10 protein-coding genes are annotated in these 13,338 nt (G+C 34.1%); 2 read left to right on the plus strand and 8 right to left on the minus strand.

From position 1 onward, the window contains the following. Window positions 1–208 precede the first annotated feature (208 nt). The 8 genes from ACHZDT_RS13645 to ACHZDT_RS13680 all read right to left on the minus strand — a co-directional run bounded on the left by ACHZDT_RS13645 (window position 209) and on the right by ACHZDT_RS13680 (window position 11,994). A complete protein-coding gene (locus ACHZDT_RS13645) occupies window positions 209–478 on the minus strand; it encodes a hypothetical protein (protein ID WP_394775180.1) in 270 nt (89 codons plus the stop codon). Between the two features lie 262 nt (window positions 479–740). After that, complete coding sequence (locus ACHZDT_RS13650) at window positions 741–1,022, minus strand: F0F1 ATP synthase subunit epsilon (RefSeq protein WP_394775181.1); 282 nt, start codon at window positions 1,020–1,022, stop codon at window positions 741–743. 83 nt (window positions 1,023–1,105) lie between these two features. Further along, the gene (gene atpD / locus ACHZDT_RS13655; RefSeq protein ID WP_394775182.1) at window positions 1,106–2,617 is read right to left on the minus strand and encodes a F0F1 ATP synthase subunit beta; all 1,512 of its coding nucleotides are present in this window, start codon (window positions 2,615–2,617) and stop codon (window positions 1,106–1,108) included. Window positions 2,618–2,849: 232 nt separating this feature from the next. Beyond that, window positions 2,850–4,412, minus strand: a complete 1,563-nt coding sequence (locus ACHZDT_RS13660; RefSeq protein WP_394775183.1) for a G-D-S-L family lipolytic protein — start codon at window positions 4,410–4,412, stop codon at window positions 2,850–2,852. A gap of 85 nt (window positions 4,413–4,497) precedes the next feature. Beyond that, window positions 4,498–7,287, minus strand: coding sequence for a carboxypeptidase-like regulatory domain-containing protein (locus ACHZDT_RS13665; RefSeq protein WP_394775184.1), 2,790 nt, complete (start codon window positions 7,285–7,287; stop codon window positions 4,498–4,500). A 380-nt stretch (window positions 7,288–7,667) separates the two neighbouring features. Next, window positions 7,668–9,518: a glutamine--fructose-6-phosphate transaminase (isomerizing) gene (glmS, locus tag ACHZDT_RS13670; RefSeq protein ID WP_394775185.1), complete on the minus strand. Its 1,851-nt coding sequence runs from the start codon at window positions 9,516–9,518 to the stop codon at window positions 7,668–7,670. A gap of 10 nt (window positions 9,519–9,528) precedes the next feature. Next, complete coding sequence (locus tag ACHZDT_RS13675; protein WP_394775186.1) at window positions 9,529–11,166, minus strand: DUF4270 domain-containing protein; 1,638 nt, start codon at window positions 11,164–11,166, stop codon at window positions 9,529–9,531. 21 nt (window positions 11,167–11,187) lie between these two features. Further along, window positions 11,188–11,994 carry a glycogen/starch synthase gene (locus tag ACHZDT_RS13680; protein WP_394775187.1) on the minus strand — a complete coding sequence of 269 codons (807 nt, stop codon included), beginning with the start codon at window positions 11,992–11,994 and terminating at the stop codon, window positions 11,188–11,190. 78 nt (window positions 11,995–12,072) lie between these two features. Here ACHZDT_RS13680 and panC point away from each other — a divergent pair, with 78 nt between their 5' ends. After that, window positions 12,073–12,951 (plus strand): pantoate--beta-alanine ligase, encoded by an 879-nt coding sequence (gene panC, locus ACHZDT_RS13685; RefSeq protein WP_394775188.1) that lies wholly within the window; start codon window positions 12,073–12,075, stop codon window positions 12,949–12,951. Between the two features lie 14 nt (window positions 12,952–12,965). Continuing rightward, complete coding sequence (panD, locus tag ACHZDT_RS13690) at window positions 12,966–13,316, plus strand: aspartate 1-decarboxylase (RefSeq protein WP_017495920.1); 351 nt, start codon at window positions 12,966–12,968, stop codon at window positions 13,314–13,316. Window positions 13,317–13,338 lie beyond the last annotated feature (22 nt).

Raw genomic sequence — 13,338 nt, forward strand, 5'->3', positions numbered from 1 at the left:
ATCAAGCCGATAAAACGAAATAATAAAAACTTACTGAGCTTTTATAAACGATCAATATTTTATAAAGAGATTCTAATACTTCAAAAGTAAAAAAAAAGAAGAGAAATATTAGATTTCTCTTCTTTTATAATTTATAAGCAGCTTTTTATACTGACTAGAATATTATTACACAGACTCTTAATCAGTAAAAATTACTATTCAAACTCAATTAGTAAATTGTATAGGTCACTGTATTAGTCCCAACGCTATTAATTATGTAATTAGTAATGGCTAGGTTATATCCACGGTTAACGATGTCACGCTCGATAGCAGTAAGAGGTGATTCACAACAGTTTCCAAGATAAGGGGCTGTATATGTTGGTCCTGCTACAACATTTACAACCTCAACTTCTTTTTGATTATTTACAGAAGTTTTAATAACATTATTAGAACTTGGAGTTAGGGACATTGTCCCAAAACCTAATGCAATTAGCAGCATTCCTAAAAAAACTTTTTTCATACTATTTTTTTTAAATGTTAATACACTTACAAACATAATATATGTTCAGTAAAATAGTACAATATTTTATAAAGCTTTTTAAAGTTTTTTGTTAATTTTCTGACACAATTTACCAATTCCTTACTTTTTCATAAACATCCTAAAAGCAAAGTCATGTTTTGTAATTGATTATTTATCTCCGGACAAATCATAAAAAAAGCCAGACATTGCTGTCTGGCTTTTAATTTATTTTGAAATTGTTTTAGTCAACTAATACAATTACTTTATTGTCTTTCATCTCGATAGTTCCTGACTGAATCTCTAATGTATAAGTTTGGTCGTTTACTTTCGTGAATTTACTCGCTACGTCTTTAGAAAAATTAAAACCGGGAGCTGCAATTTTTACAGTTCCTTTTTCCAGAATAGAAACAATAGGAGCGTGATTATTCAATATTTGAAAGCTTCCATCAACTCCAGGCAATGTAACTGATGTTACTTCTCCTGAAAATAATTTTGCTTCTGGTGATACTATTTCTAAAATCATCTTTTTTTGAGTTATGAGCTATAAGTTATGAGTTATAACTGAGTAAAAACTCAATAATTTATAACTCACAATTCACAATTATATTAAACTTCAGCTAACATTTTTTCTCCAGCTTCGATAGCATCCTGAATAGAACCTTTCAAGTTGAAAGCTGATTCAGGAAGATGATCTAACTCACCGTCGATAATCATGTTAAATCCTTTGATAGTATCTTTAATATCAACCAAAACTCCAGGAATACCTGTAAATTGCTCCGCTACGTGGAAAGGCTGAGATAAGAAACGTTGAACACGACGTGCTCTTGATACTGATAATTTATCTTCTTCAGATAATTCTTCCATACCTAAGATCGCAATAATATCCTGCAATTGTTTGTATTTTTGAAGAATCTCTTTTACTCTTTGTGCACAGTCATAATGCTCAGCTCCTAAAATTTGAGGAGTTAAAATTCTTGAAGTAGAATCTAACGGGTCAACCGCTGGATAAATACCTAACTCAGCAATTTTACGAGACAATACTGTTGTTGCATCTAAGTGAGCAAACGTTGTTGCCGGCGCCGGATCCGTTAAATCATCCGCAGGAACGTAAACCGCCTGTACAGATGTAATAGATCCTTTGTTTGTAGATGTAATACGCTCTTGCATTGCTCCCATCTCTGTTGCCAGAGTTGGTTGGTATCCTACTGCAGAAGGCATACGACCTAAAAGTGCTGATACTTCAGAACCTGCTTGTGTAAAACGGAAGATGTTATCAACGAAAAACAATACGTCTTTCCCTTGATCAGTTCCTGCTCCATCACGGAAATACTCAGCGATAGATAATCCTGAAAGTGCTACACGGGCACGAGCTCCAGGAGGCTCATTCATTTGTCCGAAAACGAAAGTAGCTTTTGACTCTCTCATTCCTGGCATATCTACTTTAGATAAATCCCATCCTCCATTTTCCATAGAGTGCATGAAATCATCACCATATTTTATAATTCCTGACTCTAACATCTCACGAAGCAAGTCATTTCCTTCACGTGTTCTTTCACCTACTCCTGCGAATACTGAAAGTCCACCGTGACCTTTTGCGATATTGTTAATCAACTCCTGGATCAAAACTGTTTTACCAACACCTGCACCACCAAACAATCCAATTTTACCACCTTTTGCATAAGGCTCAATTAAATCGATTACTTTAATACCTGTGAATAAAACTTCTGATGAAGTTGACAAATCTTCAAACTTAGGAGCTTGTCTGTGAATAGACAAACCGTTTTCTCCTGTTTTTGGCAAGTTTCCTAAACCATCAATTGCATCTCCAATTACATTGAATAATCTTCCATATACATCCGGACCTATTGGCATTTGGATTGGATTACCCGTTCCAACTACTTCATATCCTCTTGATAAACCATCTGTAGAGTCCATAGAAATGGTACGAACAGTGTTTTCACCAATGTGAGATTGTACTTCTAGAACTAACAATGTTCCGTCTTTTTTAGTGATTTCTAGTGAATCATAAATTTTTGGAAGTTCAACATCCTTACCGTTGAAAACTACATCAACTACTGGTCCAATGATTTGAGCAACTTTTCCTATTACTTTTGACATTACTTATGTATTTATTAAATAGCTATTTAGGTTTATCGAAAATACCTCTTTTTTCAGAGCGCAAAGATAATTTTTTAAAATATAAAATCAATATTTTTTTTATAAAAAATACTACGAATATGTTAGATTCATAAAAGTAAGGCTTCAAATAACTAAAACAGTAATTTTTATGAAAATAAAAAAAGCCACTGCATTTTTCGAAATGAGTGACTTTCTTAATAAAAAATTGGCATTACTGTATCGTTATCGGATATTGAATTGGATATAAAGCCAAGTCAACATGACGCAACGTTGATCCATATTTCACATTAATTGCATCTATAAAAATATTGGCAATCAATCCGTATCCTCTTGGACTTGGATGTACACCGTCAAGCGAAAATGCTCCTCCAACCGCATAAGAAGACGTCATTGTAAAATTACCAAAACGAATTCCTCCGCTCGCAAGCTGGGTCAATACACTTCTGGTATCTACAAAAGCTAATCCTTTTGCTTCGGCAGCAGCCGCAATTATTACATTATAAGCATCTGTTGCTGTTTTAATTTCTGCAATTTCAGTTGGAATCAACACGTGTTTATCCTGCAATGGAAATGATATTCCGAATGCATTTAATGGAAACGCAGGAGCAATTCCCAGACCAGAGTTAGCAGCCGTTGGTGCTGCACCAATAGCGTCTTTTGTTGTTAACAATATTAGATCTGTAGTTTTTGCCTGTCTTGCCTGACCAAATATCGCACCATAAGCACCCGCGGTCTGCGCTCCTAATGTTGGTGTAAATATCGATGCTAACTGAGCTCCCAGATTAGGCAATGTTTCGTCTTTTATTAATAATGGACTCGTGGCGGTTTCAGACAATAAATTAATTCTGTCTCCCGCACCCAAAGCTGTTAAAGCTTGTTTAAGCGGACCATATAATTGCGCATTAAGCAATTTAATTGTTGCCAGACCTACTGCTTCATTATTTTTTCCGATTGATTTTGCCGTAAGCGGATTATAAGGAACTGTCGTAAAATGAGGCAAAGTTGTGATGTAAGGTAAATTTGCAACAACGCCTTTTGCACCATTTGCCGTTAAAGTTGTAACAAGTGTATTGTAAGCAAAATTAAAAGTAGCTGTTGGCGTAATATCGTCTCCCAGAACCGGATCCTGAGAAGTTGGCACACCGCCATTTGTAGCATAACCCAAAACATCGTTTCCTCCAATAAATAAAGAAAAGAATGTAGGAGCCTGAGCCACAGCATCGGCCAGCACACTTGTAGTTGAAGATGAAGCAAAACGTGCAAAATAGGGGTTTGCCGTTGCAGGAGTGGCAAAAACCCCAGCCAGATTACCATAACCAGGCGCTATTAAGTGAAAACTTTTTGCCCCCGGAACTCCCATATTACTAAAAGAACCCGTTAAATGAGTCGTGATTGACGTAGCCGAAACTCCCGGAACATTTGCTGGTGAACTTGTCGCTCCAATAAAAGTAAGCCTTGTTGGAAATTTAGCAACCTGCACGCCACCCGAAGAAAACCCTCCAATATTATCCAGCATTAAAGGAGTAGTAAAAGCTCCACCGCCGGCTGCCGTAAATTGTTGTGACAATATATTAGCATATGAGTTGCTCTGACCTTTTGCAAACAATGCTCCGTCACTGTAACCTGCAGCAAAAGAATCTCCAAGCGCAATATATTTTGTAAAAACCGCTGATCCGGCAACCACAGGCACTTCTGCCGGAGTATCACTATCATCATTATTACATGCTACAAAGGTTAAAGAAACCAATAATAGCCATTTCATATTTTTTATCATCTTATTAAGTTTAAAATTATTAACTCTTTCTAATTCGAAATAATCAAAAGAAAGAAATCTGCTTCATCTCACTACTTTTAAATAATTATGGATTAATTGTCCAGGAAACAAACCATTGCTGACCAATTGCCCCGGCTCCTATTACCTGAAGATAATCAGATCCGAAAAGATTTGTTGCCCCAACTTTAATTACTGATTTCAGTTTTGTGAAAGCATAATTTACCTGAGCGTCAAGAACTGTATTTTCCGGAACCATACCATCTCCAAAAGAAGATTGCCATAAATATTCTGTATTCCATCTCACATTAATATTAAAACCTAAATTTTTAATCACTTTAGCATTTCCAAGAGACGCTTTAATTCTATGTTTTGGGGTGTTAAAACCTGCAATAAAACTTGGATCATCTGCCTGATTAAAATCAAATTGTGCATAATTATAATTCGCGCCTATTTCAAAATCTTTATATATTTTTTTAGATAAACCAATTCCAAATCCTAATGAAGAAACCTGAGCTGTAGTATTTGTATAAATTTGATATACTCTTCTGTCTCCAAATGCCAAAGCCTGATAAGATTGTTGTACCGAAGGATTAGCTGAATCCGTCCCTACGGTTCCATAATAAGGAGATATTACTCTCGATGTATTCATGAAATCATTGTAAATATTATAATATACATTTAAATCTACAGACAAGTCATTTTGAATTACAGAACGATATCCAGCTTCAAAAGCCTGAACCTGCTCTGGTTTTACTAATCCGATATTAGCTACTTTAAGATCAGCAGGATTAGCCGAAGCTGCAAACGCCTGAACCGAAGCTACTGTATATGCATTGTGATAAGCATTTTGACCAGACATCCCGATAGTTGCCGGCTGACCAGCAATTGTTTGTCCTGCAGCACTTACATTTACAGTTTCCTGAAAACGATCTAAATTTTCCGGTGCCGAACCAATCAATGCAAATGGTCCTAAATCTAAACCAATATATTGATCTTGTGTTGTTGGATTACGGAAACCTGTTTGATAAGACAATCTGAAGTTATGTCTTTTAGATTCTCCGGCAGAATACACAAATGAAACTCTTGGAGAAAGATTACCGTCAAAGTTTTGACTTTTATCGTAACGCAAAGATCCTGTAAATTTCAATCTGTCCTCCATGAATTTTTTAGTCAATTGTCCGTAAGCTCCATATTCTCTATAACTAATTGGACCATCATAATCTGTAAAGATTGTTCCTTCAGAATCCATTACATATTCTCTCCATGAACCACCAACCTGAATTTCAGCCCATTTAATCATATCTCTAAAATTATAATTCACATCTGAATGATATAATTTAGAATGATCTATAAATTTTGCGCCCTGAGTTAAATCAGGATTAGTAATTACTGTTGCCAGCGCATTATTAAACTGAGCAGAACCCGGTTCAAATCTTGGCGATCCTTTTGACGCAGGAATAAAAGAAATTTGCGCAGGAAGCACATTATAGTCGGCAAAATTTCTTGCAATTGCAGCAGACTCGTTTGCATTTGTTCCCATAACAGCTCCAGAAAACTGATAAGCTGTTGCGTAATTCGTAAACCATTCCTGATCAGATTTTGCAGCTCTGTTTACATTCCATGCAGCGAATCTCATATCATATGAATTTCCGGCATCTTCATCAGTAGCATAAACTCTTGCAAAAAAGTTTTTTCCTTTCACCTCAAGTTTACCTTGCTGCATCATGAAATCCTTCAAAGCATATCTATTCGCACCTTGATAAATTGTACTTCCAAGACCAATTTTATATTGCATGATGATTTCTATGTCATCAGTTGGTTTAATATGAGCAGAAAAATCCGCTTTTACATTTTTAACTTTATTATCCGTCAAATCCTGTTCACGATATCCAGTTCTGCTAACTTGCCCAACGTTTGGGATAAAAGTAGTAACCTCGTCACCGTAAATATTTAATCCGTCATAATTTTGATTATTTGCATGACCTATAGAACCTCCGGTCATACTTCTTGTATCGGCAGCAATCCATTCTGTTGCTTCCATGTATGTAAAGTTGGCTTTTAATGCAAAATATTTTGTGAATGCTTTTGCAGCTCTTATTCCAAAATCATTATAATCATTAGTTCCGGCAGCTTTTTGACTTGTTTGTCCGTATTTATAGTAAACACTAATTCCTTCATTCGTAAAAGGACTTTTACTGTTCATAAACAAAATACCATTAAAAGCATTTGCTCCGTAAAGTGCCGAAGAAGCACCCGGTAAAAGCTCTACATTCGCTACATCTATATCAGAAATTCCAATTAAATTTCCTAATACAAAGTTCAAAGCAGGCGATGAATTATCCATTCCGTCGACCAATTGCATGAAACGTGTATTAGCGACAGATGCAAAACCACGAGTATTTATAGATTTAAACGAAATACTGCTGGTATTAAAATTCACTTCTTTTAAATTTTCTAAACCATCATAAAAAGTGGGCGCAGTAGTATTCCTGATTTCCTGAATTCCCATTCTCTCAATAGTAACAGGCGATTCAATTACTCTTTCAGGAGTTCTGGACGCAGAAACAACAATTTCATCCAGTTTTGTTTCTTCATCTTTTAAGATCACATTCACTTTTTGATTTGCCGATGTAACATTTATCGTTTTAGATTCAAATCCTACCGCTGTTACTTTAAGAGTAAGCGGAAGTTTGACAGAAGTACTTAACTTAAATGTTCCGTCAAAGTCTGTTGAAGTAGCACTTCGATCTCCTACAACACTTACGTTAGCACCGGGGATAGATTGTTTGTTACCATCAGTAACAGAACCAGTAATTGTATTCTGCGCAAAGGTTATTCCGCTGAAAAACAACATAATTAGTAAATATACTCTCATTTAGGTTTGTTTTTGGTTAGTTTATATAGCCAAAATACAAATAATTTTGATATTAATAAAAAAATGTTAAAAAAAATAAATATTATATATTAATTTAGTTACAATTTTAACTATTCGTCAATTACTTTTATTCAATTAAAATCAAATATCAAAGTCACAAAACACTAAATACTATGCATACATATTATTTTTAACCAAAAAAATAAGGATTTAATAAAAATACATATCTAAGAAAAAAAATATGACAATAAAAAAAGCAAGACATGAAATCTCGCTTTTTTAACATATGTATTAATAAAAATAAAAAGAGTAATAAAAAAACAAGGCACAAAAAAAGCGAGACTTACATCTCGCTTTTTCCTTATAATAGTATATAATCTTTACTCTACAGTAACTGATTTTGCTAAGTTACGCGGTTGATCGACATTACAACCTCTCATTACAGCTATATGATAAGACAATAATTGTAAAGGTATAGTTGTGATTAACGGAGATAACGCATCTGAAGTTTCAGGAATTTCAATTACATAATCAGCTAACTCACGAACCTGAGTATCACCTTTAGTAACTACAGCGATAATTTTACCGCTTCTTGATTTAATTTCCTGAATATTGCTTACAATTTTATCATAATGCCCTTGTTTAGGCGCAATAACGATAACTGGCATATGCTCATCAATTAAAGCAATTGGACCGTGTTTCATTTCAGCAGCAGGATAACCTTCTGCATGAATATAAGAGATCTCTTTAAGCTTTAAAGCACCTTCTAACGCTACCGGAAAATTATATCCACGACCTAAATACAAACAGTTTGGTGCGTCTTTAAAAGTTGCAGCAATTTCTTTTGCTCTGTCATTAGTTTCTAAAGCTTCGGCTACTTTTTCAGGAATTATTTCCAGTTCTTGTAAATATCCGTGAAAGTCAGTATTTGACAAAGTTCCTTTAGCTTTACCTAATCGTAATGCGATCATGGTTAGAACTGTAATTTGAGTTGTAAATGCTTTTGTTGAAGCCACTCCAATTTCCGGACCTGCGTGTGTATAAGCACCTGCATGACTTTCTCTTGAAATAGAAGATCCAACGACATTACAAACACCAAAAACAAAAGCACCGTTTTCTTTTGCTAATTTAATAGCTGCCATTGTATCAGCCGTTTCTCCTGATTGAGAAATTGCGATCACAACGTCATCTTTATTTATAATTGGGTTTCTGTATCTAAACTCCGATGCATATTCAACTTCAACAGGAATACGGGTAAATTCTTCAAAAATATATTCTGCTACTAAACCTGCATGCCATGACGTACCACAAGCTACTATTAAAATACGTTTTGCGTTTAAGAATTTTTCTAAATTATCCTCAACACCTGCCATTTGAACAATTCCTTCATTTGCATGAAGTCTACCTCTGTAAGTATCTTTAATAACACTTGGCTGTTCGTAGATTTCTTTTAGCATGAAGTGATCGTAACCGCCTTTTTCAATTTGCTCCAAATTCATTTGAAGCTCCTGAATATAAGGATCTACTAAAGAGTCATCTTTAATTTTTCTAACTTTTAATGGTTTGTGCAATCTAATATTTGCCATTTCACCATCTTCAAGATAAATTGCATTTGATGTATATTCAATAAAAGGCGAAGCATCTGAAGCAATAAAATATTCTCCTTCTCCAACACCTATTGCCAATGGGCTTCCTAATCTGGCAGCAACAATTTCATTAGGGTTTTTTTTATCAAAAACTGCAATTGCATACGCTCCAACAACTTGATTTAAAGCAATCTGAACTGCTTTTCCTAATTTAATTCCTTCTTTTTTCTGAACTTCTTCAATAAGATTAATTAAAACTTCGGTATCTGTATCTGATTTAAAAGTATAACCTCTTTTGATTAATTCTTCCTTAAGAGGTGAATAATTTTCGATAATTCCGTTGTGAATAATCACTAATTCTCCGGAATTAGAAACATGCGGATGTGAGTTTACATCATTTGGAACCCCGTGCGTTGCCCAACGTGTATGTCCAATTCCTATAGTTCCGTTTGAAGTAAAATCCTCTTTTGCCTTATCTTCAAGATCAGAAACTTTACCTTTTGTTTTACAAAGTTTTATACCTGTTTCGGCATCATATAACATGACTCCAGCACTATCATATCCTCTGTACTCCAGACGCTTTAATCCTTTTATAATAATAGGATAAGCCTCTCTGTGACCGATATATCCAACAATTCCACACATATATTATTTATTAATTTGGTTTCGTGTAGTACACTTGCAGCTGTAGTCTTTTAGCATAATTCGCATCGGTTGAAGGAATATTTGCTCCAAACAATATTGTACCTAACGGGCTCATTATTGAAGCTCTTGGCACATCTGAAAAATATTCATTTGGTTTAGCCGGATCAATTAAAATTCTGTTTTTTAATTTACCTGAAGTTATCGTATTAATATCTCCTGTTACTACTAAACCTAATCTCACGTTTTTAACAGTTGCATTTTTTATGATATTACGAATATGACTCGTTAATCTAATTTTATATGTTGTGCCTCTTTTTGTAGCTGCATCTATATTAATAATCCCGCTATATACAACCTTAGTCATTTTAGTATCAGTTGTTATACTTGAACTTCCATCTGCGCTATAATCTAAAATTGGTATACTATTGTCAAGATCATATAAGTAAACTCGTTTTGGCTCATAAGCATCTTTCATTTTATCTGAATCAATAGAAAAAATTAAATTCGCTTCATTTACTAACCAGTTTTTACTTCTTATTTCTTCTAATTTAGCACCAAAACCATTTAACTCAATTACAGCCAGAGATCCCTGACCTCCTTTTAAATAAAGTCTTTCGTCTCCTGCAGTTTTATTCGGATTAGTTACTGCGTTATAATAAATTGGTTCCTTATTATCCTTATACAAACTAGCCTGAGCTCCATTAAGGTTAATAACCAATGATTTATCTTCTGTAGCATCACCATCAGTCGTTACAGCAGTTCTTGCTTTGTATTTAATCGTAATTTTAGCGGTACCGGCTTTGGCAAAATTTATTAATGCTAAATTTGACGCACTATTTCCCGACTTTTCAACTTTAAAATACAAGCCTCTGAAATACTCCTGAAAAACAGATGCAGAAGAAAGTTTCGAAGCCGGAGCTTTTAGAATTTTTTCTAAAAAGAATTCTTTATTTAAATTCAAACGCATTTCAGGTGATGTATACGTATAAGTATATTTGGTCGTAGAACCTTCTGTTAAAGTCGAATCTTTTTTCTGTGCAGCATCAAAAAAGAATTCATCGTTTTGTGATTTATCTGATGAATCATTTAGCCTTTCTCCAATTTTACTTGCATCAAAATTTATATCATCTGTACCTGAATCCTGATTTGTATAATATAATTGTGCAAATAGTGAACCGCCGTCAAAATAAGAAGAACGCATTTGAACTCCAGACTCATAAACACTTAACTTAATTTTTCCTTTAGGATCTCCATAAATAGAATCTAATGCATACACATTTCCTCCCTTAGCATCTGCAGCAGTTGCATGACTAAGATAAGAAACACTTAATACTACACTTTGTATTTCTGGTAATTCACCAATAGTTGGTGCATATGAATCTAAACCTAACTGAGATACAAAATTTGATGTATTTGAACCGAAAACAGCACTATCAAAAATACCTAAACCACTAATTGCCAAACCGTTTGATTGAACTGGAGTTACTTCCTGGTTATAAGCTAAAACGTCATATTTTTCAGATTCAAGCCCAAAATGATCGTCACCAATCAAACCATCACCAATCGCATTAAAATCTTTATCGCAAGAATATAAAAGAACAACTGTTGCAACTATTAGAATTTTCTTAATAAAAGAAGTATTGTACATGTTTAATAATAATGTTAAAATTTAAAGACCCATCGTTTTATAGAAATTTGTATACGCTTCTGCGAATGCATCTTTCCCGGCGAAAGGTAAAAAAGGTTTTCCTGAAGATTCTATAAATTTTGTTAAACTTGGAGATACGTTTTCAGATGCTATAATTACTGCATCAGAATGTAAGATGCTAGCCTTTAGAACGTTTTCGTAATTTGGTGTTTCTAAATCAGAGATCGCTTCATGCGGAACTCCATCAAATTTCACCTTATTTATCATTTCTAAATCTAAATTTTCATCAAAAGATTGCCCGTAAACAGAGGTCACAATTTTTGTTTCAGAAAATAAAGCTTCATTTTTATAGTAATGCTTCATGTAGATTGGCAGCATTGCAGCCAGCCAGCCATGAACGTGAATGATATCCGGAACCCAGTTTAGTTTTTTTACCGTTTCAACAACTCCTTTAGCAAAAAATATCGCTCTTTCGTCGTTATCAGGATAAAGAACACCTTCCTCGTCAGCAAAAGTTGCTTTACGTTTAAAATATTCATCGTTATCAATAAAATAAACCTGAATTCTTTCTTTCGGAATTGAAGCTACCTTGATAATCAATGGCATATCTAAGTCATTCACTACCAAATTCATTCCTGAAAGTCTAATAACTTCATGTAATTGGTGTCTTCTTTCGTTGATATTTCCATATCTTGGCATGAAAATTCTTATCTGACCTCCTTGATCGTTGATCATTTTGGGAACGTCATAAGACATTAAAGAAACCTCATTTTCAGCCAAATAAGGCACGACTTCAGATGATACATATAATATCCTCTTATCTTTCATAATAGTATTTTACTTAATTTTTGGTAATAAAAACGTTGCAAAATTACAAAAATTTATGCAGTTTATAACTAATATATTATGTTTGCACTAAATTTTAATAATACTGCCATGCATATTTTCTACAGTAAAGTAGCTTTGATAGCCTATTTGAAAACTATCAAAACGGCAAATTCCACCATAGGATTTGTACCAACAATGGGCGCTTTACACCAAGGTCATCTGGCGTTAATGCAAAGATCAATCAAGGAAAATGACGATACCGTTGTGAGTATTTTTGTCAATCCCACACAATTTAACAATCCTGAAGACCTCGAAAAATATCCAAGAACACTTGACGAAGATGTAAAAAAAATGCGCAATTTAAGCGATAAAATCATTTTATATGCACCAACTGTAGATGATATTTATGAAGGACATACGTTCTCACAGCCCTTTGATTTTGATGGATTAGAAAATCAAATGGAAGGAAAATTCAGACCCGGACACTTTAATGGCGTTGGCACAATCGTAAAAAGGCTATTTGAAATTGTAACTCCTACAAATGCTTATTTTGGAGAAAAAGATTTCCAACAATTGCAGATTGTTAAAAAAATGGTCGAGAAAACACATTTATCAGTTAATGTTGTAGGCTGTCCTATATTTAGAGAAGAAAGTCAGCTGGCAATGAGTTCCAGAAATGAGCGTTTAACCCCTGAGGAACGTAAAGAAGCTGCCATAATATATAAGATTTTAACCGAAGCAAAAGAAAAATTCCAAACCAATAGTCCGGAAGAAACCATTAAATTCGTAGAAAATTCCTTCAAAGACAACGAAAGATTTGACCTCGAATATTTCGTTATTGCTGACGAATCTACATTATTACCTATAGATCATAAAAGTAAAGACAAAAACTACCGCGCATTTATAGCAGTATTTGTTAATTCTATAAGGTTGATTGACACCATTTCATTAAATTAATTTACCTTTGCAACATGCAAATTCAAGTTATAAAATCTAAAATTCATCGTGTAAAAGTAACTGGAGCTGATTTAAATTATATTGGCAGTATTACTATTGATGAAACTTTACTGGAAGCCTCCAATATTATTGAAGGTGAAAAAGTAGCTATCGTAAACATTAATAATGGAGAACGTTTTGAAACTTACGCCATTAAAGGAGAAAAAAATTCAGGTGAAATCACGCTGAATGGTCCTGCAGCCAGAAAGGTTCAGAAAGATGATATTATTATCATTATTTCATATGCAACTCTGGAATTTGAAGAAGCTAAAACCTTCAAACCGTGGATTATTTTTCCTAATGAAAATGATAATTCATTAACCTAAGTTTTCCTTTTACACTTTTGTA

It is taken from the genome of Flavobacterium sp. (assembly GCF_043722275.1).
Taxonomy (GTDB): domain Bacteria; phylum Bacteroidota; class Bacteroidia; order Flavobacteriales; family Flavobacteriaceae; genus Flavobacterium.

What these genes read in the sequence shown, in the direction of transcription:
- ACHZDT_RS13645 (WP_394775180.1), bottom strand. Translation starts at nt 478, where the DNA reads ATGCTGCTAATTGCATTAGGTTTTGGGACAATGTCCCTAACTCCAAGT.
- ACHZDT_RS13650 (WP_394775181.1), bottom strand. Translation starts at nt 1,022, where the DNA reads ATGATTTTAGAAATAGTATCACCAGAAGCAAAATTATTTTCAGGAGAA.
- atpD (WP_394775182.1), bottom strand. Translation starts at nt 2,617, where the DNA reads ATGTCAAAAGTAATAGGAAAAGTTGCTCAAATCATTGGACCAGTAGTT.
- ACHZDT_RS13660 (WP_394775183.1), bottom strand. Translation starts at nt 4,412, where the DNA reads ATGATAAAAAATATGAAATGGCTATTATTGGTTTCTTTAACCTTTGTA.
- ACHZDT_RS13665 (WP_394775184.1), bottom strand. Translation starts at nt 7,287, where the DNA reads ATGAGAGTATATTTACTAATTATGTTGTTTTTCAGCGGAATAACCTTT.
- glmS (WP_394775185.1), bottom strand. Translation starts at nt 9,518, where the DNA reads ATGTGTGGAATTGTTGGATATATCGGTCACAGAGAGGCTTATCCTATT.
- ACHZDT_RS13675 (WP_394775186.1), bottom strand. Translation starts at nt 11,166, where the DNA reads ATGTACAATACTTCTTTTATTAAGAAAATTCTAATAGTTGCAACAGTT.
- ACHZDT_RS13680 (WP_394775187.1), bottom strand. Translation starts at nt 11,994, where the DNA reads ATGAAAGATAAGAGGATATTATATGTATCATCTGAAGTCGTGCCTTAT.
- panC (WP_394775188.1), top strand. Translation starts at nt 12,073, where the DNA reads ATGTTTGCACTAAATTTTAATAATACTGCCATGCATATTTTCTACAGT.
- panD (WP_017495920.1), top strand. Translation starts at nt 12,966, where the DNA reads ATGCAAATTCAAGTTATAAAATCTAAAATTCATCGTGTAAAAGTAACT.